At 44.4% G+C, this 23846-nt stretch carries 22 protein-coding genes and 2 pseudogenes; 11 read left to right on the top strand and 13 right to left on the bottom strand.

The window, feature by feature from the left end:
* Positions 1-137 precede the first annotated feature (137 nt).
* Positions 138-677 carry a helix-turn-helix domain-containing protein gene (locus tag NLX82_RS00540; protein WP_023988862.1) on the bottom strand — a complete coding sequence of 180 codons (540 nt, stop codon included), beginning with the start codon at positions 675-677 and terminating at the stop codon, positions 138-140.
* A gap of 269 nt (positions 678-946) precedes the next feature.
* On the opposite strand from NLX82_RS00540, the gene NLX82_RS00535 reads away from it, so the two are divergent.
* Positions 947-1360: a DoxX family protein gene (locus tag NLX82_RS00535; RefSeq protein ID WP_028541642.1), complete on the top strand. Its 414-nt coding sequence runs from the start codon at positions 947-949 to the stop codon at positions 1358-1360.
* Positions 1361-1409: 49 nt separating this feature from the next.
* Entirely contained in the window at positions 1410-2276 is an 867-nt protein-coding gene (locus NLX82_RS00530; protein ID WP_028541641.1) for a VOC family protein, read from the top strand.
* A gap of 73 nt (positions 2277-2349) precedes the next feature.
* Here the strand turns inward: NLX82_RS00530 and glsA are convergent, their stop codons facing one another.
* Entirely contained in the window at positions 2350-3288 is a 939-nt protein-coding gene (gene glsA / locus NLX82_RS00525; protein WP_254347403.1) for a glutaminase A, read from the bottom strand.
* A 135-nt stretch (positions 3289-3423) separates the two neighbouring features.
* Between glsA and NLX82_RS00520 the strand changes: the two genes are divergently transcribed.
* Positions 3424-4482, top strand: a complete 1059-nt coding sequence (locus NLX82_RS00520) for a DUF1835 domain-containing protein (protein ID WP_254347402.1) — start codon at positions 3424-3426, stop codon at positions 4480-4482.
* A gap of 107 nt (positions 4483-4589) precedes the next feature.
* On the opposite strand, the gene NLX82_RS00515 is transcribed toward NLX82_RS00520, so the two are convergent.
* Positions 4590-4892: a hypothetical protein gene (locus NLX82_RS00515; RefSeq protein ID WP_254347401.1), complete on the bottom strand. Its 303-nt coding sequence runs from the start codon at positions 4890-4892 to the stop codon at positions 4590-4592.
* A gap of 292 nt (positions 4893-5184) precedes the next feature.
* Between NLX82_RS00515 and NLX82_RS00510 the strand changes: the two genes are divergently transcribed.
* From NLX82_RS00510 to katA, 5 genes are all read left to right on the top strand, one after another.
* A complete protein-coding gene (locus tag NLX82_RS00510) occupies positions 5185-6090 on the top strand; it encodes an NUDIX hydrolase (RefSeq protein WP_254347400.1) in 906 nt (301 codons plus the stop codon).
* A 28-nt stretch (positions 6091-6118) separates the two neighbouring features.
* Positions 6119-6601, top strand: coding sequence for a riboflavin biosynthesis intermediates N-glycosidase (locus NLX82_RS00505; RefSeq protein WP_254347399.1), 483 nt, complete (start codon positions 6119-6121; stop codon positions 6599-6601).
* 5 nt (positions 6602-6606) lie between these two features.
* Positions 6607-7506 carry a TIGR02452 family protein gene (locus NLX82_RS00500; protein ID WP_254347398.1) on the top strand — a complete coding sequence of 300 codons (900 nt, stop codon included), beginning with the start codon at positions 6607-6609 and terminating at the stop codon, positions 7504-7506.
* 60 nt (positions 7507-7566) lie between these two features.
* A complete protein-coding gene (gene cysC, locus NLX82_RS00495; protein ID WP_023988854.1) occupies positions 7567-8169 on the top strand; it encodes an adenylyl-sulfate kinase in 603 nt (200 codons plus the stop codon).
* A 291-nt stretch (positions 8170-8460) separates the two neighbouring features.
* On the top strand, positions 8461-9918 hold the full coding sequence (gene katA / locus NLX82_RS00490; RefSeq protein WP_075154248.1) for a catalase KatA: 1458 nt from the start codon (positions 8461-8463) through the stop codon (positions 9916-9918).
* 119 nt (positions 9919-10037) lie between these two features.
* On the opposite strand, the gene NLX82_RS00485 is transcribed toward katA, so the two are convergent.
* The 7 genes and pseudogenes from NLX82_RS00485 to NLX82_RS00455 all read right to left on the bottom strand — a co-directional run bounded on the left by NLX82_RS00485 (position 10038) and on the right by NLX82_RS00455 (position 18006).
* Positions 10038-11348: an MATE family efflux transporter gene (locus NLX82_RS00485; RefSeq protein ID WP_023988853.1), complete on the bottom strand. Its 1311-nt coding sequence runs from the start codon at positions 11346-11348 to the stop codon at positions 10038-10040.
* Positions 11315-12157: an ABC transporter ATP-binding protein gene (locus NLX82_RS00480; protein ID WP_068938778.1), complete on the bottom strand. Its 843-nt coding sequence runs from the start codon at positions 12155-12157 to the stop codon at positions 11315-11317. Before NLX82_RS00480 ends, NLX82_RS00485 begins: the two co-directional genes overlap by 34 nt.
* Positions 12150-12984 (bottom strand): annotated as a pseudogene (locus tag NLX82_RS00475) (ABC transporter ATP-binding protein). The gene NLX82_RS00480 and the pseudogene NLX82_RS00475 overlap by 8 nt, the downstream one beginning before the upstream one ends.
* A gap of 7 nt (positions 12985-12991) precedes the next feature.
* The gene (gene nikC, locus NLX82_RS00470) at positions 12992-13846 is read right to left on the bottom strand and encodes a nickel transporter permease (protein ID WP_076295099.1); all 855 of its coding nucleotides are present in this window, start codon (positions 13844-13846) and stop codon (positions 12992-12994) included.
* Positions 13843-14787 carry a nickel ABC transporter permease gene (gene nikB, locus NLX82_RS00465; RefSeq protein ID WP_068938781.1) on the bottom strand — a complete coding sequence of 315 codons (945 nt, stop codon included), beginning with the start codon at positions 14785-14787 and terminating at the stop codon, positions 13843-13845. The genes nikC and nikB overlap by 4 nt, the downstream gene beginning before the upstream one ends.
* A gap of 1 nt (position 14788) precedes the next feature.
* The gene (gene nikA, locus NLX82_RS00460) at positions 14789-16324 is read right to left on the bottom strand and encodes a nickel ABC transporter substrate-binding protein (protein ID WP_254347397.1); all 1536 of its coding nucleotides are present in this window, start codon (positions 16322-16324) and stop codon (positions 14789-14791) included.
* Between the two features lie 209 nt (positions 16325-16533).
* Complete coding sequence (locus tag NLX82_RS00455; protein WP_023988847.1) at positions 16534-18006, bottom strand: DHA2 family efflux MFS transporter permease subunit; 1473 nt, start codon at positions 18004-18006, stop codon at positions 16534-16536.
* A gap of 126 nt (positions 18007-18132) precedes the next feature.
* Between NLX82_RS00455 and NLX82_RS00450 the strand changes: the two genes are divergently transcribed.
* Positions 18133-18702 (top strand): TetR/AcrR family transcriptional regulator, encoded by a 570-nt coding sequence (locus tag NLX82_RS00450; RefSeq protein ID WP_023988846.1) that lies wholly within the window; start codon positions 18133-18135, stop codon positions 18700-18702.
* A gap of 202 nt (positions 18703-18904) precedes the next feature.
* On the top strand, positions 18905-19156 hold the full coding sequence (locus tag NLX82_RS00445; protein ID WP_023988845.1) for a YolD-like family protein: 252 nt from the start codon (positions 18905-18907) through the stop codon (positions 19154-19156).
* 207 nt (positions 19157-19363) lie between these two features.
* Here the strand turns inward: NLX82_RS00445 and NLX82_RS00440 are convergent, their stop codons facing one another.
* A complete protein-coding gene (locus NLX82_RS00440) occupies positions 19364-19693 on the bottom strand; it encodes a DUF3817 domain-containing protein (RefSeq protein WP_023988844.1) in 330 nt (109 codons plus the stop codon).
* Between the two features lie 628 nt (positions 19694-20321).
* Here NLX82_RS00440 and NLX82_RS00435 point away from each other — a divergent pair.
* The gene (locus tag NLX82_RS00435) at positions 20322-22373 is read left to right on the top strand and encodes a fibronectin type III domain-containing protein (RefSeq protein WP_075154247.1); all 2052 of its coding nucleotides are present in this window, start codon (positions 20322-20324) and stop codon (positions 22371-22373) included.
* An 85-nt stretch (positions 22374-22458) separates the two neighbouring features.
* Here NLX82_RS00435 and NLX82_RS00430 read toward each other — a convergent pair.
* Positions 22459-23421: pseudogene (locus tag NLX82_RS00430) on the bottom strand (aldo/keto reductase).
* Between the two features lie 113 nt (positions 23422-23534).
* A complete protein-coding gene (locus tag NLX82_RS00425; protein ID WP_076159616.1) occupies positions 23535-23723 on the bottom strand; it encodes a hypothetical protein in 189 nt (62 codons plus the stop codon).
* Positions 23724-23846: the final 123 nt, after the last annotated feature.

The raw sequence follows: 23846 nt of genomic DNA, 5'->3' as shown, positions 1-23846 counted from the left end.
TCCCTATATATGTAATATTTTTACCTATACTGTTAGTTTAGGTAAAAATAAACATTAAAAAGCCTTATTCGGCCTATATATTTTACATATTAATATCTACTTTGCGGTCTATGACAAGAACCCTGTGATCAAGCCTATTAGGCGTCATTTTCTGCTTCGAGAAATACGGAAATCAGGATACGGGCGTTGTTTTCACCCACGTTTTTGGCATAATGGGGGATAGCTGCCCTCCAGCTAAAGGAATCTCCTGCTTCCAAAGTAGCTGAATCCTCGCCTTGCTCCACGTATACCGTGCCCTCCAAGATAAAATGAATCTCATCCCCCGCATGAGCATGCTCCTCTTCTGTAGATGAGCCTGGCGGCATGTCCACCAGCATCATTTTAACGTTTCCTTGCCCCCCCAAATGATCGACCTGGAGGTTGTTTTTACCATATAACGTTTTACGACGCTCGTCCTTACGAATCACTTGCATCCGTTCCTCTTCTTTAAGAAGCAGAAAAGCAAGGGGAACCTTAAGCGCATTTGCGATACTGTCCAATGTTGCGATGGAAGGGGAGGTTTTATTATTTTCTACTTGACTCATAAACCCTTGCGATAGTCCGGTTCGTTCACATATTTGCTGGATGGATAAATTTTTACGTTTACGAGCGGCGCGTATGTTGCATCCTATACCCATAGAGCGTTCCTCCTTTAAGGGAATATAATGTATACTAATTTATTATTTATCATACCAAATAATTTGTTGACAGACTACAGTTTCTTATGATAAATTCACACTACAAAATAATTATTTCTATTACTAATAATTCGAGTTTGATTCACACTAATGTGGTGCGGCAGAGATTCAGACAGTATTATTTTTTTAACCAAATTATTAGTAATATAAATTAATTATTCATATGCACTTGTATGAGTGTAATAAACAAACAGAATGGAGAGATAAACATGAGTTCAGCAAGCAAAAACATTTCTACAATTATGCGGATGGCGCTGGGAATTTTGTTTTTGGCACACGGAATTGCTAAATTCCAAATGGGGTTGGGTAATGTAGCAGGCTGGTTTTCCAGCATTGGCGTTCCAGGATTTTTAGGTTATGTCGTTGCGGTGATTGAGTTGGTCGGTGGGATTGCATTGATTCTTGGATTGCTCACTCGCTATGTATCTGGGCTTTTGGTTATTGTTTTGATCGGCGCCATTTTTACAGCAAAATTGTCCGGCGGGTTGATGGGGAATGGTCAAGGCGCTGGCTATGAGCTGGATATTGCTTTTATTCTGGTAGCTCTTCATCTGGTATTTGCTCCAACGACTCGATTGTCTCTGGATTCTTTGTTCAGCCGTCGTGAGTCAACCAAACAATAATTTTTGATTAGCTTTAGTCCTCCAATCCATATAGAAAGAGGGAAATCTCATGACAGCACATATTCATGACAACACCAAAATCGGGCAGGTTTCATTAAAGGTTAGTAACTTGGAGCGTTCTATTCAATTTTATACAGAGGTCGTTGGTTTTCAGTTGCTGCGTCAAACGGCGGATACCGCTGAATTGACTGTCGATGGGAAGCATGCGCTACTGATCCTTAACTATATTGAAAATGCAGTTATTCTGCCGCGTCAATCTGCTGCCGGGTTATATCACTTTGCTATTCTTCTCCCAAACCGTGTAGCTCTGGGCCTGTCTTTACGTAATCTGCTGGCTCATGAGATTGAAATCGGACAGGGAGACCATGATGTAAGTGAAGCTCTATATATCCATGACCCTGATAATAACGGAATCGAAATCTATGCAGATCGTCCCCGTGATCAGTGGAAAAAGGATGCAAATGGATTTTACATGATGGGAACAGATCCCGTGGATGCAGAAGACTTGGTTGCGATTTCCGAAAATCTACCTTGGCAGGGACTACCGCAGGGAACGGTAATCGGGCACGTCCACTTCCATGTGTCTAATTTGCTCAAAGCACAGCAATTTTATTGCGATGTGCTTGGCTTTGACATTACGTGCCGGTATGGCTCTTCAGCCTTGTTCGTTTCCGCAGGTGGTTACCACCACCATATGGGCTTGAATATATGGGCAGGTGAAGGAGCACCACCAGCTCCTGAGCACGCTGCAGGATTGGATTATTTTGAATTGATCGTACCGGATCAGAATGAATTGGATGCCATTGTAGCTCGTTTAGAGGCAGCAGGCTATGGAATGCAAGAACGCGATGGCGCCAAGTATGTAGCTGATCCGTTCCGCATTCAAATTAAACTGATTAACGGTCAAATCTCGTAACATAGAAGACACGCAACAAAAAAGGGTATTCCTATGAGCCGTAAAGGCTGGGAATACCCTTTTTTTCGTATACTTAGAACAAGCTCCAGTCCAAATCCCGAGACATCTTCTCCAGCAAGTGTACACCGGCTGTACTGTTGCCCATACGGTTCAGAGAAGGTCCAACCAGTCCAATGCCATATCGTCCGGGTACCATCGTCATAATACTGCCTGATACGCCGCTTTTGGCAGGTAGTCCGACTTGAATGGCGAATTCCCCTGAAGCGTCATACATGCCGCATGTCGTCATAAATGTTTTGGCGATCTGTACATAGCGGCGGGGAATCAGCGGTATACCTGTCACTGGATCTCGACCATTGTAAGCTAATACAAGTCCCATACGAGCTAAATCAGTACAGTTCAATTTGACAGCACAATGTCTGAAATAAACTTCAAGCACATCCTCCACATGACCTCTTAAAATTCCTTTTTCCATTAGAAAATAAGCAAGGGAACGGTTCAAATGGCCTGTAGCTGATTCTGAATCGTAGACATCCTGATCATATTCCAATGTGTCATTGTGGGTAAGCAGGCGGAAAAATTGGAGAACACGGGCAAATCTCTCTTCTGGACTGTTCCCGCGAATCAGAGAGGAGACTGCGATTGCTCCGGCGTTAATCAGTGGGTTAAACGGAATGCCCGGCTCAACTAGTTCTAGCTTTAGCATGGAATTAAAACGGTCTCCGGTAGGCTCCATACCCACCTTAGAGAAGACAACGTTTTCTCCATTATCCATCAAGGCCAGAATGAGCGTAAATACCTTTGAGATACTTTGCATCGTAAATTGGATTTCCGTATCCCCGGCTACCACGGTCTCGCCCGCACCGTTCATTACAACAATACCCAGCGCGTCGGCTGGTGCTTTGGACAGCTCGGGAATATATGCTGCTACCTTGCCATGAATATACTCATGACGGCTTTGTTCTACCCATTCCGGCAGTTTGGTCTGTAATCTCTGCCACTCCGATGTCATTTATTTTCCTCCAGTCGAGTAACCAATCTGTGGTATTTTATTGTAGAGTAAGAAGTGATAGCTATACGCCTATTCTAAAGATATTTCTGGTCGAAAGACAAGTTTGAATTGAATTTGATAAGAGGAGGTAGTGATTTGTTGTTATCTCATAATGAACCGAATTTTGATGAAGACTATGATGAGGTTTTTAAGGGTCGAAGACTTAGAGGTTTTGTACGTAGTGTACTGGAGCAGGCTGCAGCCTTATCAGACAAAAATCCTGAATGGGCTAACCCCATATTGAAACAGTGGGCAAATGATGTGGAAACGAGCCGAAATGAGCGTCTGGAGCATGAACGCTCCCGGGAGAGGCATGTGCATCTATTGTTTTCTCAGTCTGCCGCAGGCTCGATGAAGGTAGGACTTTCCGGTGCAGGATTGCGGCTTGAGAGTATCGTTCTGTCTTTTAATGATCAGTTTTCCATAGGACCATTGTGGAGGTTGGAAACATCAGAAGGACAAGAAAACCGTCACAGCTGGTTGGCTGAACGGATGATGCATTATGAGTTTTTCCATTACGCCAATTGGGAGCAGCGTATTGAACAGATGATGGTTACCCTTAGTGAAATTCCGGATGATAAGTCGATCACGATCTGGTGTGGCTCTAATGCTGACGAGCAGGTTGGATTACGCTTTGCATTATATCTCTTGCGCAACAGAGCTACACCTATTCGAGTCATTAATGTCACGGATACCTTGGAGCGGGAACCGGATGATTATTTATATAATGAGAGTCCATTCCCTTTATCCATGGGCGTGGTGCATTCGAAAGAAATCGAACGGTTCATTAAGCGAAGTAAAGATGAACTTTATGTGGTGTGTATGGAAGACCGACGTCGATACGAACGGGAGTGGTTGGAGCTTAGCGAGCAAGATAGTGTCCTGAGATTATGGGACAATGACCGTATTGTTCATGTGCCGGAGGATTATTTGGATAAGGCCATGCTTGATATGATTAGCCAGATACAGTTAGCTGATAATCTGGAATTTGTGAACACCGGAAAAATAATAGGTCAAGCTTTAACGCAGTGGTCGCAGCCAAGAAGCGATACTTTTTTGGAATACCGGATTCAACAGTTGATCGCTTATGGCAAACTTGATTTTCAGGGGATGCCGGGAATGATGAATCGTTATGCTGTGAAAATAAAAGAGTAAAGCGAAAAGAAATCAAATAAAACTGCCGACGAGATCGGCAGTTTAGTTTAAAGATCTTCTGATGATCAGGCTATTCATCGGAAGGTTATTTTGCTATGTAATTAGAATCAATAGTAGCTGCTTGAATTCAATGAACTTATGATGGCAGGCAACAGAGCAACAGCCATAATGATATAGATCACAATTACAATAGCTGCCCAAAGAAGGCCTGCTTTAGCATAGTTAGCTTTGCTCGGATTAGTCGAGCCGCTAAATGCCCACACAAATAGCATAATAAGTCCAACTACCGGTATAGCCATCAGAAGTAAACTGATCATCCACTCCTTGAATGATACAGGAGGCGGGTAAACAGGGGCTGGTCTGGATGGTGCTCCTTGCTGATTGAATTGCGGATTAAACTGGTTAGACAATTAGATCTTCTCCCTACGTGATTAGTATGTTGTGTTTCCTATATTGACCAAAACATCATACATGATATGACAATAAGCAACAAGTGAAATTCAGTAAACAGTCTAATAGTACTATCAAATGATTAAAAATAGGACTATACACCCTATTGACGAAGCAGTTTTTATATAATACTGTATTGATATTAACATTTTGTTTTTATCAATTGATTCAAATTAAAAGTTACATAGAGCATTCGTCACTTTTGAATTAAAAGCGACAAATGACCCATATATGAACAGGTAGGTGACGCAAGTGACAGATGGATCGAAACATAATCACAGTGGCTTGACGGAAGAGGAGTTCTTGGCCCTGTATGATGCGAATGTATATGAGCGCCCATCCGTAACGGTAGATATGCTGCTATTTACGGTAATGGATCAGCTCCAACAAAATTACCGGAAGCTGCCGGAGAAGACCCTCCAGCTTCTTTTGATCCAAAGAGGGGAGCATCCCTATATAGGGCAATGGGCGTTGCCGGGTGGTTTTGTAGGCATAGATGAAAGTCTGGAAGAGGCTGCACGACGCGAGCTTAAAACGGAAACGAATGTGGATCAGATTTATATGGAGCAGCTATATACTTGGGGAGATGTGGCACGTGATCCGCGTATGCGGGTAATTAGCTGCGCTTACATGGCATTGGTGGACCACGATTCCTTGGAGTTAGAGGCGGGGGATGATGCCGCTGATGCCCAATGGTTTGAGCTAGATTACAGCGTAGCTCAGGAGACGCGGACGAATCAGCCGGAAGGTTACACATGGGAACAAGACATTGACATCACATTGAAGCATGGGGACATCCATCTATCAGCCAAAGTAAAAATAACTGAAATTCTTAAGGGAAGAACCATTGAAATCAAGCGAGAGGTGCTGGAGTCACAAGGAATTGCTTTTGATCATGCCAAAATTATTGCGTACGGTATAGAGCGTCTGCGCAGCAAAATAGAATACACAGATATCGCGTTTCACCTGATGCCAGCTCTATTTACACTGAGTGAGCTTCAGCAGGTGTATGAAATTATTCTAGGTAAGGAGCTGTTGGCCGCAGCTTTTCGTCGCAAAATAGCTGATCTCGTGGAAGAAACCAATGAGTATAGAAAGGCGGCTGGACATCGTCCGTCCAAGTTATACCGATTTAAGCCTCGGTCGCGTTTTATGTAGCATAAGGAATATGAAATGAGGAATCTTCATGGAAAAGTTTACATTTTTTTATCGCAGTCATTCGCCATTTTCGCAATGGTATCCTTCTGATTTTGTCGTGGATGGATTGGAGTTTAACTGTGCCGAGCAATATATGATGTTGAAAAAAGCACAGCTTTTTGGGGATGAAGAGGCGGCCTTGAAAATTATGCAAGCCTCTACCCCAAGGGAGCAAAAAGCCCGGGGCCGCAGTGTGCGCGGATTTGACCAATCCTTGTGGGAGGCCAATTGCCGGCAATTTGTATATGACGGTAATTACGCCAAGTTTACACAAAATCCGAATTTGCTCAAGCACCTGCTTAAAACGAAAGGAACCACTCTGGTTGAGGCTAGTCCGACCGACACCATTTGGGGTGTAGGCTTAGCTGAGAGCGATGCTCGTATACGGAACCGCAAGCTATGGCGTGGCACGAACTGGCTAGGAGAAATATTGACGAATTTACGTGAGGATGTATTGCAAAAGGAGGAATAGTCATCATGAAAAATACAATGAATTCCCGGAGCAACCGGGATGCCCGATCGCATATGGCGAAGGAAACACTATCCATTTTGGAACATGGGAATTATACGAATATCAAACTGGTTCAAGTAAATATGACAAAAGAGATAGGAAATGCGGTCACAGGCTCGAAGTTATATACACCTTCTCAGCTGGTAGCTGTAAAACAAGAGGCAGAGCAAAGAATAAAAAGTATATTGGGGCCTTCTTCCCGTATAGACGAACAGACGATCATTGCAAAATTGGAAATTACGGGAGAAAGCACGTTACAGGCGGCATACAGACTCCAGGTAGAGGAGAAGCTGGCCCACGTGGCGTGTTTGAATTTTGCATCAGCCAAAAATCCGGGAGGTGGATTTCTCGGAGGCAGCCAGGCTCAAGAAGAAAGCTTGGCTCGTTCGTCAGCATTGTATCCTTGCATTTCACAAATGGAAGAGATGTATGGACATAATCGGAAGCTGCGGAGCTGTTTTTATTCAGATTATATGATTTATTCGCCTGAAGTTCCGGTATTTCGGGATGATCAGGGGACATTGTTGGAGAAGCCGTATCAAGTCGATTTCCTGACCGCACCTGCTGTAAATGCTGGAGTTGTGCGAGAACGGGAACCAGAGCAGGTGAATCGGATTGGTGAAGTGATGCTGGAGCGGATTCGTTACATTCTTGGAATGGCTAAGCAAAACGGCGTAGAACATCTTGTGCTGGGAGCCTATGGTTGCGGAGTATTCCGCAATAAGCCGGAAGAGGTTGCCCTCTGGTTCAAGCAAGTACTTGTAGATGAAGGATATGGCTTGTTGTTTGACCGGATTGTTTTTGCAGTGTTGGATCATAAAGCAGAGCAGCGTACTTTAAACAGCTTTAAAAATGCTCTATCCTGAAGCTTGAGCTGTGCATAAAAACTGTTTACTATAATATCTCATGAAAAAGGAAGGTGCTGAATGAATCCATCTTCGAATATAACCTGGCATGTGTCCGATGTTGATAAGCAAGCGCGTCAGCTTTTGAATGGACATAAAAGTCCGGTGCTTTGGTTTACGGGGCTGTCTGGTTCGGGGAAATCAACGGTATCCTCCACACTTGAAAAAGCGTTATACGCACAAGGCATACACACGTTTATTTTGGATGGGGATAATGTTCGGCACGGTTTAAATCGGAATCTAGGTTTCCTGCCCGCTGACCGCAAAGAAAATATCCGCCGTATTGCTGAAGTTGCAAAGCTAATGGCACATGCGGGTGTTCTAACGATTTGCGCCACCATCTCCCCTTATCGTGAAGATCGTGAAATGGTAAAGGACATTTTACAGCAGGAAGGTTGCTATGAGATTTATATACAGTGCAGCCTGGAGGAATGTGAGCGACGCGATCCAAAAGGAATGTACAAGAAAGCACGTGCCGGAGAAATTCATCATTTTACGGGGATTGATGCTCCCTATGAAGCACCGCTGGAACCGGATCTAATCGTATCGACTGAAGGTCGGGAGGTAATCCAGTCGGTTCAGGATATCTTGGATTTTCTCGATAGGAAGCTGCTTCTTTTATGATTTTATGATGAATTCTACATGAATATTGTCTGAAAGCCTCCATGCCAAGACTTCGAGAAGTGATCAAAGTAATCATTACGGAACGTGAAAATTGAAGCATAGCTATTAGTAAATAAATACAGTGCTGCATATACGGCAAGCCTTATCGGGCTTGCTTTTTTTGTTTATGATTTTAAACTAATTCTAAATCCTAAATTATAATAATTATAAAAAAGTATTGATTTTTGTTTGTGCACAATTTATAGTGAAAGGCACATAGTCAACCAATTCATTCAAGAGGTGATTTCAATCATGAGTAACCAACCAACGAACCTGACTACAAGCTGGGGCGCTCCTGTTGGAGATAATCAAAATTCGATCACAGCAGGCTCACGGGGTCCCGCACTAATTCAGGATGTGCATCTGCTGGAGAAATTGGCACATTTTAACCGGGAGCGTGTGCCGGAGCGTGTCGTTCATGCAAAAGGTGCAGGGGCGCACGGATATTTTGAAGTCACTAATGATTTGTCTGCATATACAAAAGCAAGCTTCTTGTCCGAGGTAGGCAAGCGTACACCGATGTTTATTCGCTTTTCTACTGTGGCGGGCGAGCTGGGTTCGTCCGATACTGTACGCGACCCACGTGGTTTTGCGGTGAAGTTTTATACAGAAGAAGGCAACTATGATCTCGTGGGCAATAATACACCTGTGTTTTTTATTCGGGATGCCATTAAATTTCCTGACTTTATTCATACGCAAAAACGTCATCCCCAAACCCATCTGAAAAACCCGAATGCGGTCTGGGATTTCTGGTCCTTATCTCCTGAATCGCTGCATCAGGTAAGTATCCTTATGTCTGACCGCGGTATTCCAGCTACACTTAGACATATGCATGGTTTCGGTAGTCACACGTTCAAGTGGGTCAACGCCGAAGGACAGGCAGTATGGGTGAAATATCATTTTAAAACGGAGCAAGGTGTGCAAAATCTTGATGTGGATTTGGCTGCGAAAATTGCCGGTGAAAATCCTGATTATCATACAGAAGACTTGTTTAATGCCATCAAAAAAGGTGATTTTCCTGCATGGAAACTTCATGTGCAGATTATGCCGGTAGAAGATGCAGATACGTACCGCTTTGATCCATTTGATGTGACAAAAGTATGGTCTCAAAAGGATTATCCGCTGATTGAGGTTGGGCGCATGGTGCTGAATCGCAATCCTGAGAACTACTTTGCTGAGGTAGAGCAGGCGACATTCTCTCCGGGTTCATTTGTTCCTGGAATTGAAGCATCCCCGGATAAAATGCTGCAAGGACGCCTGTTTGCCTACGGCGACGCACATCGCTACCGTGTAGGTGCAAATCATAATTCGTTGCCTATCAACCGTCCGCATGCAGAAGTACACAACTACCAACGCGATGGTGCATTACGCAGTGACAGCAATGGCGGAGGATCTGTTTATTACGAGCCTAATAGTCTCGGTGGACCCAAAGAATCACCTGCGCACAAAATTGCTCCTTTTGAAGTGTCTGGCGAAGCGCAAAGTGTAGCCTACGATCATCATGATCACTACACACAGCCAGGCGACCTGTACCGCTTGCTCAGTGAAGAAGAGCGTGCACGTCTGGTCCGAAACATCGTAAATGCGATGAAGCCCGTAGAAAGTGATGAAATCAAACTGCGTCAGATCGGTCATTTTTATAAAGCTGATCCTGAATATGGACGTCGTGTAGCCGAAGGTTTGGGCTTGACCGTTCCTCAAGGCGAGTAGAGGTATCTGCAAACTCTAACCTGAAAGCCGTATGAATATATAATAAAAGGATGTCCCAACACCACGTACATGGTGGATGGGACATCCTTTGTTTTGAGAGCGATGTAAATCAGGTGCTGCTATATCCTCTGCAAGCGAGGTAAATAGATTACAAGAAACAGCGACCGTCCTAGGGCAAATACAATAAAGGACAGCCAAAGTCCGTGATTCCCATAATGGGGAACGCACCAGAAGAGAGCGATCAAAAAGCAGAGCAATGAGATCAGCATCGAATTACGGATCGGATACGTTACCGTCATCCCCGTAAACACACCGTAGAATACCAGTCCCAGTCCGGCTGCCAGCGGAAAGACCACAAGCCATCCATTATAAGGGCCTGTAAGGTTAATCACTGTAGCATTATCCGTAAATAGCGAGATAAGCGGCTCTTTCAGTGCGAAATACAATCCTCCCGTCACTACGCTGGTCACCAGTGTCCAGAACCAGGACAAGTGAATAACCCTTTGCAGCATTTTACGATCCCCGGCACCCCTAGCCTGACCCGTCATAATGCTACTGGCGTTGGCGAACCCATCAAAAAAGTAAGCCATAATATAATGGATCTGCAACAAAATAGCGTTCGCCGCCAACTGATCGGTTCCAAAGCTCGCACTGCGTGCCGTAAACAGATTAAACATTGTCAGCAGACAGGCTGTGCGAATCATGAGATCAAGGTTTGTTGCCATGACATTTTTCAACTCTGAAGCTCCAAACCAACCTCGCCAATTCATCTGTCCGCTTTGCTTCCATTCCCTCCAAATCGATGAGCGGAACACCAGCGCCAGACCCAATACACATGCAAGAATTTCCGCAATCAGAGTAGCGCTTGCCACACCCGTGACATTCCAATGCATCATCTGTGTAAATACAATAGCTAATACCATATTGATTACGTTCATTGAAATTTGCAAAAATAATGTAGCCTTCACACGGGACAATCCCATCAGCCAGCCGAGCAGCACATAGTTCACCAATGTTAGAGGGGCTCCCCAAATACGAATGTTAAAATAAATCGCTGCCTGCGCCGCCACATCCTGTGCCGGATGGATTAGCTGAAGAGAAGCCAGCAGAATTGGCTTTTGCAACACAATGAATACCGCACCAATGAGTAAAGCAATGGCCAGTGGGCGCATGAGAGCAGCTATGCCCTGGTCGTTATTTTGTGCCCCTGCGGCTTGTGCCGTGAAAGCTGATGTGCTGACTCGCAGAAAGCCAAACAACCAATATAAAGTATTAAAAATAAGAGTGCCCACCGCTACACCGCCTAAATACGCGGAATGGCTTAAATGACCGATTACAGCTGTATCCACCGCACCGAGCAGCGGGGTTGTAATCGTCGAAATAATTAAAGGGATAGCTAAAGCAAGATAGGCTCGGTGGGAAGGCAACATGTTGAAAAAACCTCCAGTAATGATTGTGTATAGGGATGGCGATCCGAATGAAATAATGCTTCTTTGGGAAAATGCTCAAGCACACTGCCTTCTTTCATGACCATGATTCGATCACTCATAAAGTGCACAGCCGCCAGATCATGTGAGATAAACAGATAAGCCAGTCCTAGCTCATCCTGCAAATCTTTGAGCAGATTCAAAATGGTGGCTTGTGTGGTCACATCCAGACTTGCTGTTGGCTCGTCCAATACGATAAAATCCGGCTCTGTGCTGATGGCACGTGCGATGGTTACACGCTGCTTTTCCCCACCGCTGAGCTGATGTGGAAACTTGTCCAGATAGCTGGCTGGAAGCTTTACCATCTCAAGCAAATGTTCTGCTGTATCCCGACGTTCTGAGGACTTACCCGCCATAAAGGAAGGAACATAGTACTTAAGCTGGTCCAGTGGCTCCAGCAGGGATTGCAGGATGGTTAGTCTGGGATTCAAAGCCGCGGATGGATGTTGAAATACTGCACCCAGCCTGCTGCGAATCCGTTTTAATTCGCTCCGCTTTAGCCCTCGAATAGACTGTCCATCCAGTCTAAGCTCACCTTGATCAAACGGGTCCAATGTCAAAATACAGCGAGCGAGTGTGCTTTTCCCACTGCCGCTTTCCCCGACGATACCCAGACATTCTCGGGGGGAGATCGACAGAGCAACATCTTGCAGCACCGTTTTACCTCCAGCGTAAGCCTTCGTCAAACCGGAGACGGTCACGACAGCATTAGACGTGTCTTGCTGCTGAGCGTAGGCGGCTTGATTATTCATGTAAAGCGCTCCTTTCCAATGCGTTCTGTTTCAGTGCTGTTGTAAGGCAAACGTGCTGGAGCGCCCGGAGACAGCGGTGGAATAGCCGCCAGTAGACGACGAGTATACGGGTGGGCCGGATGGTTCAGCACCGCTTGCGTTTCACCAGTTTCAACTAGTGAACCTTCGCGCATCACTGCGATTCGATCTGCATACTTGCGTACATGACGCAGGTCATGAGTGATCCACAAGACGGAAATACCCGTCTCCGTCCGGATTTGGTCAATGAGCTGAAGCACCCGATGAGCTGTGAGCGTATCCAGCGCAGTTGTAGGCTCGTCAGCAATAAGCAACTTCGGCTCCAGTAGTAGTGCAGCCGCAATAGCTGCCCGTTGCAATTGACCGCCGCTGAGCTGAAACGGATAGCTGCGGTACACGCGCTCGGCGGGAAGCTGTACGCGCTTCAGCACCTCGATACAGCGTTGCTTACGTGCCTTGCGATCTTGTTTGCCATGGGCGCGCATCAGCTCGTTCAGTTGGCTGCCCACACGCAGAAAGGGGGTGAAAGCCCCGTGGTAGTCTTGAAAAATGTAAGATATTTCACTACCAAGCAAAGAACGTCTTTGTTTAGCGGATAGATCCAGCAAATTATTGTCCTTCCAAGCAATAATTCCTTCCGCTGTAACAGAAGAGGGGAGAAGGCCGCCGATAGCAAATGCCGTCATGCTTTTGCCACTACCGCTTTCGCCGGCTAGAGCACACCATTCCCCCGGACGAACGGCAAGCTTCAGTTGCTCTACAATCGTTTTTATATTTGTCCGAATCGTTAAGCCTTCAATAGTCAGCATGTACAGCTCACTCCTCTGTCCGGGTTTTAACATCATAACGGTCGCGCAGTTTGTCTCCCAATACGTTCGCCAGTAGCACTGTTAGCACGACAGCTATCCCTGGAACCAGCATCAGGTGGGGAGCCATTTGAAAATACGCTCGTCCTTCATTCAACATCGTACCCCATTCGGGAATTGGCGGCTGTGGACCTAAGCCCAAAAAAGATAGGGAGGCAATCATTAAAATGATTTTGCCGATATCCAGCGTAGCTAGCACAAGAACATTCCCAATTGCATGGGGGAGAATATGCCGCATGACAATCCGCAGGGAGGAGGTACCCGCCAGTATGGATAACGAAATGTAATCCTTTTGCTTTTCAGCCAGAACGGTACTACGCACCAGGCGCGCATAACCAACCCATTTTACCGCAGTCACCGCGAAAATAAGATTTACTAAGCCTGGTCCGAGCAAACCGCTCAGTACAATGGCAAAAATATAATCAGGTAATGTCATGAAGGCATCGACCACCCGTTTGAATACACGATCCATCCAGCCTCCAATAAACCCTGAAAGCAGACCAAGAGGGACCCCAACAACCAGCGAAACGGCCAAAATCAATAAACTGGTTCCGACAGTCATCCGAAGTCCAGCTATCACTCTCGATAGTACATCTCTGCCCAAATGATCTGTTCCCAGCCAGTGTGTAGCGCTGATCGATTGTAGTCGATTCCCCATCTGGATACGATACGGATCTTGCGGAGCAAGAAACGGAACGACTGTAATTGCTGCAAGAATGAGCAGGATGGAGAGCGACACGATCCATGTATTGGACAATCGCGTTCTGGTGAGCTGCCTGTTTTCCGCATGTACGGATTTTATCATGATAAACGTTTCTCCTTCAAAGCGATTTCAGGATTGACCCAACGGTAGGACAGCTCTACCAAAATATTGATACATACAATGAATGCAGCCATAAATACGGTATAGCCCTGAATAATGGGGTAATCCCTTGCAGCAATGGCATCCACAATCCATTTGCCCAGCCCTGGATAGGCGAATAGCACTTCAATCACGACTGTGCCTCCCAGTAGGCTGCCTATACTCTCACTGAATACCGTAATGAGTGGAACAAGACTGTGACGGAGCATATGTCTGAAAAAAATGCGGATGGGGCTGATTCCACGCGCTTGCGCCGCTTTGATAAAGTCTTGCCCAGAGCTTTCAATCAGACTTGCGCGGATCATTCGTACATAAACGGCCGCCATTGCCAATCCCAAGGTAAGAGAAGGGAGTACCAAATGAAAAGCGGTTCCTTCACCCATAGACGGCAAAATACGTAATTTAACTGCAAACCATTCGATAAACAAAAGCCCCAGCCAAAAGCTGGGAATCGAGGAGCCGATTAAGGCAAACACACGACTGGCTCTGTCAATCCAGCGGGTACGGTAGAGCGCCGCCATCGTTCCCAACGGGAGAGCTATCAGCAGCATAATGAACAGAGACCCTCCGGTAAGCAGCAGTGTATAAGGCAGTTTTTCCATAAACTCTGTGAATACTGGACGATGGGTTAAATAAGATTGTCCAAAATCAAACTGAAGCAACTGAACCAACCACTTACCATATTGCACAGGTAATGGTTGATCCAGCCCCAGTTGGCTGCGCATATCCATAATTTGCTGATTGGACACAGCTACATCGTCGACTCGGAGAATGCTCCGGACGGGATCGCCCGGAACAAGCTTAAGCAGACAGAAGCTCACAAAGGAAAGAATAAGAAAGAACAAGACCAGTTCAAGAAACTTTTTGGCGATGGATTTAAACATGCTAGTTCACATCCAGGTCCTGGGTCAGCAAGTAGTATTCACTTTGGCTAGTTACCCAGTTATGTACGTAATCGCGATAGGCCACTACGTTGTTTGGATGGACCAGAAAGGATTGCAGATTTTCTTGGTCAATCAGCGTGACAGCCTTCAGCGCCAGCTTGTTGCGTTCTTCCTCATTCACGGTGGTGTTCAGTTGTGAAATCATACCCGTGAGTTCCGGTACATGCACACGCCCATAATTCAGTGCTCCTTCAGGCATGTAAGCCGCATTCAGAAAATAGCTTGCATCGCCGCGCGGGGCTGTAATGCTACTATAAGTCGCTAAATCCCAATCCTGATGAGCGGCAAGATATTCGTCAATATTATCAACCTGACGGATATCAATCGTAATGCCAAGTTCTTTAGCGTTAGCCTGAATAAGCTGAGAGATGAGTGGAAGCTCCGCTCTCGACTGGTAAGTTAGCAATGTAAGATGAAGCGGCTTGCCGTCGGGGTTCGCAACTTTACCGTTCTGTACTGTATATCCAGCTTGCTTGAAGCCTTCTCGGGCAGCATTCAAATCAAACTGTTTCGTAATATATTCCGGTGAAAAAGGAAAGTCGGACAAGAACGGGCCTTGAGCAGGGGTTCCCTGACCAGACATGATACCACTGGCGATCTCATCCCGGTTGATCAGGTTATCAAATGCTTTACGAACAGCCGTCTTTTTCAGATCGTTATTGTTCATATTGTAAATAAGCTGATGCGTTCGCAAACTAGGAAGTGAGTCAACCTTAACGGTAGAATCAGCTTTCAATAGCTCCAGGCTTTCAATTGGCGGGCGATACACAATATCAGCAGTTTTGGCTTGAAAAGCAAGCTGACGTGCATTGGCGTCTTCGTTAAACATGAATTTAGCATGTTTCAACTTTACTTCACCGTTCCAATATTGTTCATTGCGATCTAAATTCAGTTCACTTCCAGCACGGAAACTGGCAACCTTGAACGGTCCCGTTCCTGATGGGAGTTCACCTGTAGCTGTTGTGTCTATAATAGCCGTATTCGGATGAACCAGCTCGGACACAAATTCCGGGAAAGGCTTGTCTGTCGTAATGGTCAAAATCTGTCCATCCGCATGAATATCACGGATATGTAGCGCATTTTTGACCGATGGATTGAGCTTTAGCGCTCTTTCCAAGGAGGCTTTGACAGCAGGGGCATTGACGACTTTACCGCTGTGGAAGTTCACACCTGGTCGGATGTTGAAGGTCCAGTGCTGTCCGTCCTTGCTGTCCCATTTGTCTGCAAGCCAAGCTTCCAGCTTAAGATCCTTGTTCACTTTGATCAGTGTTTCACTTACTCCAGCACGAACAGCTGTGTAATTTACATCTGCATGAGGATCTATAGAAGGGCTTTGCACATTGAACAATAAGGTGACACTTTTATCTTGTGGTGCAGCAGATGGAGAGGGTGAAGCTGACGGAGATGAAGCGCAGGCTGCCATCATCACCGCAATTACCGCAGGTATAAATAGTTTAAAATACGAACGCTTAAACAACAGGGAGTCCTCCTTAATAGTAATCGTAATTTTTACGCTTTAATACATAAATCATATCGTAACCAAATGAAGGAGCTTTGTAAATATGTAATTGATGAATGTGTATTTAAATTCATATGAAAAAAGGCTGCATAACCAATAGTGAGATGGTTAGCAGCCTTTAAGTGTATTTAGAAATGTTTAATTTGGAATGGCTAAAAATTTATGAATTAATGCATGGGTGCTTTGGCAGTGCCATGTTCAACATGAACTCTACGGATGAAAAACGCAAGGATCAACCCGATCACACTGATGATCATCGCAAAGAAAAATGAATTTTGTGATCCGATTGCCATGGCATTAGCCATTTCATTTACGGATTCAGGCATACTGGATTGGCTCAAATAGCTGTCCATGCCTTTCGAGAGAATGCTTACCGCTACGGCTGTACCGATAGCACCAGCAACTTGTTGGAGCGTGCTCATAATGGCCGTTCCGTCTGGGTATAGATCCATAGGGAGCTGGTTTAGGCCGTTTGTCTGAGCTGGCATCATAATCATGGAAATGCCGATCATCAAGCAACTATGAAGCACAATAATGAGTACGAGAGTTGAAGTTGTTGTAATGCCGGACAGGAAAAACAAAACAGCGGCCACAATCACAAGGCCTGGAATAACAAGCCATTTGGGACCAAATTTATCGAATAGGGAGCCCATAATGGGAGACAAGAGACCGTTGATAATCCCACCAGGCAGAAGTACCAAACCTGCTGCTAGAGCAGACAGAGCCAGCCCTTTTTGCAAAAAGAGTGGAAGAATCAGCATCGTAGAAAGGATCGTCATCATACATAGGAACACCATAATAACGCCGATAACGAACATTGGATATTTAAACACACGCAAATTCAACATTGGCTGCTTCATTTTCAATTGACGTACAGAGAACAGTATCAACGATACCAGACCGACGATCACAGGAAGTAGAACCATCGGGCTAGCCCAACCTTCGCCACCTTCTCCAGATTTACTGAAACCAAACACGACACCGCCGAAGCCAATGGAAGACAGGAGGATAGATAAAAGATCAATTTTGGGCTTGGTCGTTTTTGAAACGTTTTGCATAAATAAAATACCGCAAATCAGCGAGAGAACCAAAAACGGAAGAGAAATCCAGAAGATCCAGTGCCAAGACAGATTTTGCAGTACCAGTCCTGCAATGGTAGGTCCCACCGCAGGTGCAAACATAATTACCAATCCGATGATCCCCATAGCCGCGCCTCTCTTTTCAGCCGGGAAAATGATCAAGATGGTGTTAAACATCAACGGCAATAACAGCGCTGTACCAATGGCCTGAAGAATACGAGCGATCAATAGCACTGAAAAAGTAGGTGAAAGTGCAGCAACGAGGCAACCAGCTATTGAGAACAGCAACGATGTAACAAACAGCTGTCTTGTCGTAAAGGTTTGAATCAGCAATCCCGATACAGGTACTAAAATACCGAGTGTCAGCAGGTAAGCGGTCGTCAGCCATTGGGCTGTTGCAGTTGTAATATGCAAAATCTGCATCAAATCATTCAGTGCAATGTTAAGTGCCGTTTCACTGAACATTCCAATAAAGCCACTAAGGAGCAGGGCAATCATAATAGGTAGCACCTTGAACGTTTTGGGTTCAGAGGGTGAACTCGTTTGACTCTTTGTACTCATGTTGTTTTTGTTCCTCCAATAAATTAATGGGTATTGAATTATAACGATCGGTCTATATATAATAAACATGTTGTTATTTTTTTGTCAAAGTAAATTATAAATAATATATAATGAAGGATGCTGTATATGGCTGCTAAACCTGAATCATACGAGAATATCGTACAAACCGCATCGAAGCTCTTTTTTCATCAGGGGTATCACGCAACTGGACTGAATCAGATTCTTGCGGAGAGTGGATCACCGAAGGGCTCACTTTATTATTATTTTCCGCGTGGTAAAGAAGAATTAGCTTTGGAATGCATAAGAAGAGGGAATGAATTTATTAAGCAAAAATTAAAACAGACACTGGACGAAAACGATAATCCTGTACTAGCCATTCAGAATTTTATTCGTAATACAGCTGAGGAGGCAGACCGTACCGGCTTTAACGACTTCATGCCGATTGGCTTCTGGGCTGCTGCGGAAACTTCCTGTATTAGCGAATCGCTACGTCATGCTTGTGTGAATACATTTGCAGATTGGCAGCGCATTTATATGGAACGTCTTCAGAAATCGGGCTGGACAGAGGAAAAGGCACACAGTCTGGCGGTACTTATCATTTCGATGCTCGAAGGTGCATTAATTTTGGCTGTTACGCAACAGAGCAGTGCTCCTATTTATAATATCGTGGATTACATTCCACAGTTGGTCAAATAATCCTGTCTCTTCGATTTTCAATCGCTCCTAATGAGCTCCAACAAGCAACTTTAAAAAGCCGATGTTCTCGTTTTTGAGAACTTGGCTTTTTAGTGGTTCTGAGACGTAATTTTACTCACATTACCAGCACCAAATGATGAAAAGTATGGTAAAATGGAATGAATTTGATTTTGATTTTGCACGAAAGGAAGGGTGATAGCAAATGGCAAAAGCGAAGGTAGCCAAACGGCCTACTCGGGATGAATTTGTACTGGAGGAAATCGGGAATCAGCTTGTAGAAGCACAACGTGAGCAATCCGAAATCGTATTGACCGTATGGGGACGCCAAGAAACAACCCGCGGACAGATCGTTAAAATGGACCCGAGAACGGGAAAGGTTCATGTGGAGAGTAATGGAGAAACAGAAAAAGTTCCTTTTATGGATATTATGAGTGTAAATTACCCGAGAGATTAGTTGTTGTGATTACATAAATATAGCAGAAAAGGACGAAAAGAATGACAAAGTTAGGGTCTCCCTTACTGCTGTGGGAAAGTAACAATTTACAATTCGCGTATACAAAAACAACCGAGTGGTTTAGAGCCATCGGTTGTTTTTGTATGCTGCTGCATGAGTGGGAAGAGAAAGCCGCGTTATTGTGTTGGCACTTTCCCTTGTACATGCTTATGTAGCTTTTATCGGGCTGGTATGACTGGCACGTGCTTCGGCCTTCTTAAGCACCTTACGATCAAAAATGAAGGGGCCAAACGGCAACAGCGATGCAATCAAGGCTGCAAGACTTTGCAGTAGCGTTATTTTCCGCAGAATCAGCATGACCACAGTAGCTATGACATAAGCCACGAACAGTACCCCATGGATCATACCCACCCAGCTTACCATTTGCGGCATTCCAGCTGCGTATTTAAGCGGCATAGCGATACACACAAGCAGTAGATATGAAATCGCTTCAATATTACCAATGACACCAAACATCTTAAAGGCATTTTTGAACATAATACACCTCCTTCTCCTATTGCTTAAAATTTAATATATCCTATAATGCAATGTTATTAAACGGTAGAAAGTTACGATATATCGAATATTTACAGCTGAATCCCAAGGTTATGTCAGAGCTTTCACATGACTGAAGTATCTCCCATCAAATGCTTCATTTCGCTGATTCCAACGTACCACAGCTTAGCGTGCCCGGAAACGATAATCGTAATTTCGTTTATCTTGTCAAAATATGTATCTATATTCACTGGTTGCATGATCTAATCTATTAAAAGCAAAAATATAAAATATAAAGTCACTCTGATATTAACACGCTATCGAGAGGCCGAGCAAAAAGTGATGAAATTGAAACAAACAATTGGGCTTAGAAAGATGGCTTGGAGTAAGAAAAAACACTAAGCTGGTCAAGTTCGAAGGCTTAGCATATGTTGTTTGCGCGACCCTATCAGTAAAAATGCTAGTGTGAAGTCTAAACATTTTGTATGCAAATTCCGATAACAGTTAAATGAACGTGTGTACATTATAGTGTGAATTTTAAAAGCTGGATGGCAGCAGAAGGGTTTATAAGCTTAACTTATTAGTTTTGACAAATAAAATTTCCATACTGGTATCAAGGAGAGCATAGATCATGAATAAAAAACGTTTGCGTCAATGGATGGCTCCGTTCGCAACGGCTACACTGATTTTAAATACGGGATATGGCATTTTGGCCCCCGATGCAGTGGCTAGCGCGTTGCCGACTGAGAGGCATAACTCAAATCTGACAGGACTGAATACAGCACAGTTACATACCAAATTAGCAACCGCTCAAGGTCGTAATGTGCCGGTTACTTCAGGCACGAAAGTGACTACGTTAACAAAAGGTTATGGTCAGAACACCTATCTCAACCAAATGCTAAAAGTAATGTCGAGCCAAATGGTTACTGCGAATATCGCGCCGGCAGAGGTAAGCAATCTGACAGCGGTTCCTACAGAAACAACAAAAGTAAATTTGTCCTGGACCAATCCGTCGGACCTTAATTTCGACCATGTAAAAGTGGTTGGTGTCACTAACGATGTGTATGTAGATAATATTAGAAGTAACTCTTATATGTTGAGCGGTTTACAGCCGAATACGACCTATACCTTTCGAGTGAAGACGGTGAATAAGAGCGGAGATGAATCACAAGGTACGATAGTACAGGCCAAAACGGCTTCCATTGATGTCCCTGTAGATAAGACACCTCCAGGAGAGGTAAGCGGGCTGACAGCGACGAATGTCGGATATAACGCTTTTACCGTAAATTACATATTGCCTAAGGATGCTGACCTGAGCCAAGCGATCATCTATTTAAATGGTAAGGAAGTGCAGCGAACTACAGGGACGTCCTATACGTTCAGTGGATTGATTGCCTCCACAAATTATACAGTTCTGGTCAAGACTATTGACAAATCCGGCAACATCTCTGGAGGAATCAGTATTCCGGTTACGACCTCAGCGCTCAGCGTTGATACCGTGCCCGAAGTGACAGGAGCTTCAGTGACATCAGTTAATAACTATAGCGTCACTGTTTCCTGGACGAGACCCAGCGGAATTAGTACAGTCAGTCTGTATAAGGACGGGCAACTGGTAACCGATTCATCAGGAACATCCTATACATTCAACAATCTTTCTTCAGGGCAGGCCTATTCGTTCACGATTAGGTCCAAGCGAAGCACAGGTGCATTGTCCTCCGGTGTGAGACTGACTGCCACAACGGACAGTACGTCCTCCAATTCGTCAGAAGTGTCCAATCTTGAAGTAGATAGCAAAAGTGACACCTGGATCAAAATCACCTACGATATGCCGAGTAAAGCCGACAAGGTGAAGATATATGTTGATGGAGATTATGAGGGAACTACAAGCTCTGAGTCCTATAAAATCACGGATTTGCGAGAAGGACGCTGGTATGAGATTAAGGTCGTAACTGTCAATAGTAATGGAAGAGAATCTAGCGGTGTAAAGATATCAGAACGCACGAATTCGGATGGTTACTATTCTTCTTCGTCATCTAGTTCATCGAATTATGAGAAAGCGAGAGATTTGATGCGAATTGCAGAAAACAGTCTGAATGCCTCGGACTGGCGTTCTGCCAGAGATGCAATCAGTGATCTGCCGAGCGGAACCCGTAAAAGCGATTTGCTGGATCGGTTAGAAGCTATTCGCAATAGAGCGATTGGTACCAGTAGTTCATCATCCGGGACGAGTTCTACAACAACAACTTCTGGTACAACGTCCTCATACCCTAACAATGCGGTTTCCTCATATTCAACTTCGTTCACCCTGACACCAGGAGCTAAATCAGCTTATGTCGATGGTCGTGCTACGACGATGGCTCAGGCTCCGCGAATCATAAATGGGGCGACGATGGTCCCGCTGCGCTTTATCAGTGAACGGATAGGTTACGAGGTAAATTATGAAAAGGCGACCAAAAAGATCATTCTGACTCGACCTACAGACGGCAAACAAGTAGTGCTTCAAGTCAAGAATTCGACCCTTGCCGTGTATGAGTTAAACAACTCCCGAAGTTATTCGACGAACATCACAGCTCCGGTTATTGTTAACGGCTACACACTGGTTCCATTACGAGTAATTAGCGAGCTTTCGGGGTATCAGGTGAACTATAATACTGCATCCAAACAAATTACGATTACAAAATAAATACTTCTGTAGAAAGGGTTCTAAAGTTTTCACTTTAGAACCCTTTCTGTGTATTAGGAAGTGTATGTAGAACAATGACAATCTGTTACTCTGTAAACAAGTTATTTTGATTGAAAAGAATATCGAGTTGCTTAAGCTCGCCACTTGTTAGTCGAACACCCAGAGTTTGAAGATTGGACTCGATTTGATCAGACTTGGTTGCACCTGGAATAATTAGATCAACGGCTGAACGCGTTAATAGCCAAGCTAGCGCAATCTGTGCAGGATCTGCACCCTTGTCTTTCGCGAATGCTTTGAAGCGATCCACGCGTTCCAAATTTGCGAGAAATGCTTCTTTTTGAAATAAAGGATTATTCATTCGTGAAGTGTCATTAAAAACATCATCCTTCTTATATTTACCGGCCAACAGACCTGATGCGAGCGGGAAAAAAAGGAATCAGTGAAATTTCGTGCTCTAGACAATAAGGAATAACGTCGGCTTCTGCATGACGAACCAGTAGTGAGTATTCAGCTTGAAGAACATCCAAGTGCTTATCAACATTAAAAGCCTGAAGCTGCTCAAAGCTTAAATTTGAAGCGCCAATGGCTTTGATTTTCCCTGACTTCTTCAGCTCTGCAAGTGTGTCAGCAGCTTCAGCTAGCGGGGTCCGGCTATCGGGAAAATGAAGAAAGAAAATGTCAACATAGTCTGTCTGTAATCTCATAAGGCTGTCATCCACAGCCTTATGTAATGCAGCTGGACTGTTGTCGACTTCCAGATGGCCTTGATTAAATTGGGGTTAGAAGAAGATTTAGTAGAGATTACAAGATGTTCACGGCCACCATAATCCCGGATGGCTTCACCGATTAACTCCTCAGAGTGGCCCATTCCATACAGAAATGCGGTATCAATGAAATTGATCCCTTTTTCAAGGGCAGTCCTAATTAATTGTCGGCTTAGAGTATCATCGACTTTTGGATACATCATTGAATTACCTACCACACCTGCTCCAAAACCAAGTTTAAATGCTTTTAATCCTGTTTTTCCTATTGCTATTGTATTGTTCATGTTTTTAAGCTCCTCTATTGTATGATGTGGAATCCTAGGAAGGACTCTAATGCACATCTTACAACCTGGTGTAAACACTAGGTCAAGCAGAGCGATCAGGAATCGAAAACAGATTAAGTTTGGGTTTCAAGTGGCAAAAAGTTATGGCCAAATTTTTGCCCGGTTTGCAATTTCAATTCAATCATATCCTTAATTTCCTGAAGTTCTTTCAGCTGCTGATCTGTCTTTTTTTGGTAATCGTAAAGCCTATCGTACCATTCAATATTTGATATGTTGCTCTCATCTAATTGAAGCTGGATCATAGGTTTTAACTCCTTCAGCGACATTGGTTGTGTCAGGAGTGTCTTCATTCCGATGCAAAATGATAAAACGCTACTGATATATAAATGTCAGTAGCGTTTTATATCGTTTAAGCATAGAACAAG

This window comes from Paenibacillus sp. A3M_27_13 (assembly GCF_024213315.1).
Lineage (GTDB): Bacteria > Bacillota > Bacilli > Paenibacillales > Paenibacillaceae > Paenibacillus > Paenibacillus polymyxa_B.
This window is presented reverse-complemented; position numbering and strand designations above follow the sequence as displayed.

What these genes read in the sequence shown, in the direction of transcription:
- NLX82_RS00535 (WP_028541642.1), top strand. Translation starts at nt 947, where the DNA reads ATGAGTTCAGCAAGCAAAAACATTTCTACAATTATGCGGATGGCGCTG.
- glsA (WP_254347403.1), bottom strand. Translation starts at nt 3,288, where the DNA reads ATGACATCGGAGTGGCAGAGATTACAGACCAAACTGCCGGAATGGGTA.
- NLX82_RS00440 (WP_023988844.1), bottom strand. Translation starts at nt 19,693, where the DNA reads ATGTTCAAAAATGCCTTTAAGATGTTTGGTGTCATTGGTAATATTGAA.
- NLX82_RS00425 (WP_076159616.1), bottom strand. Translation starts at nt 23,723, where the DNA reads ATGATCCAGCTTCAATTAGATGAGAGCAACATATCAAATATTGAATGG.
- nikB (WP_068938781.1), bottom strand. Translation starts at nt 14,787, where the DNA reads ATGTTTAAATCCATCGCCAAAAAGTTTCTTGAACTGGTCTTGTTCTTT.
- NLX82_RS00445 (WP_023988845.1), top strand. Translation starts at nt 18,905, where the DNA reads ATGGCAAAAGCGAAGGTAGCCAAACGGCCTACTCGGGATGAATTTGTA.
- NLX82_RS00540 (WP_023988862.1), bottom strand. Translation starts at nt 677, where the DNA reads ATGGGTATAGGATGCAACATACGCGCCGCTCGTAAACGTAAAAATTTA.
- NLX82_RS00530 (WP_028541641.1), top strand. Translation starts at nt 1,410, where the DNA reads ATGACAGCACATATTCATGACAACACCAAAATCGGGCAGGTTTCATTA.
- NLX82_RS00455 (WP_023988847.1), bottom strand. Translation starts at nt 18,006, where the DNA reads ATGAGTACAAAGAGTCAAACGAGTTCACCCTCTGAACCCAAAACGTTC.
- NLX82_RS00450 (WP_023988846.1), top strand. Translation starts at nt 18,133, where the DNA reads ATGGCTGCTAAACCTGAATCATACGAGAATATCGTACAAACCGCATCG.
- NLX82_RS00500 (WP_254347398.1), top strand. Translation starts at nt 6,607, where the DNA reads ATGAAAAATACAATGAATTCCCGGAGCAACCGGGATGCCCGATCGCAT.
- katA (WP_075154248.1), top strand. Translation starts at nt 8,461, where the DNA reads ATGAGTAACCAACCAACGAACCTGACTACAAGCTGGGGCGCTCCTGTT.
- cysC (WP_023988854.1), top strand. Translation starts at nt 7,567, where the DNA reads ATGAATCCATCTTCGAATATAACCTGGCATGTGTCCGATGTTGATAAG.
- NLX82_RS00435 (WP_075154247.1), top strand. Translation starts at nt 20,322, where the DNA reads ATGAATAAAAAACGTTTGCGTCAATGGATGGCTCCGTTCGCAACGGCT.
- nikC (WP_076295099.1), bottom strand. Translation starts at nt 13,846, where the DNA reads ATGATAAAATCCGTACATGCGGAAAACAGGCAGCTCACCAGAACGCGA.
- NLX82_RS00480 (WP_068938778.1), bottom strand. Translation starts at nt 12,157, where the DNA reads ATGAATAATCAAGCCGCCTACGCTCAGCAGCAAGACACGTCTAATGCT.
- NLX82_RS00505 (WP_254347399.1), top strand. Translation starts at nt 6,119, where the DNA reads ATGGAAAAGTTTACATTTTTTTATCGCAGTCATTCGCCATTTTCGCAA.
- NLX82_RS00485 (WP_023988853.1), bottom strand. Translation starts at nt 11,348, where the DNA reads ATGTTGCCTTCCCACCGAGCCTATCTTGCTTTAGCTATCCCTTTAATT.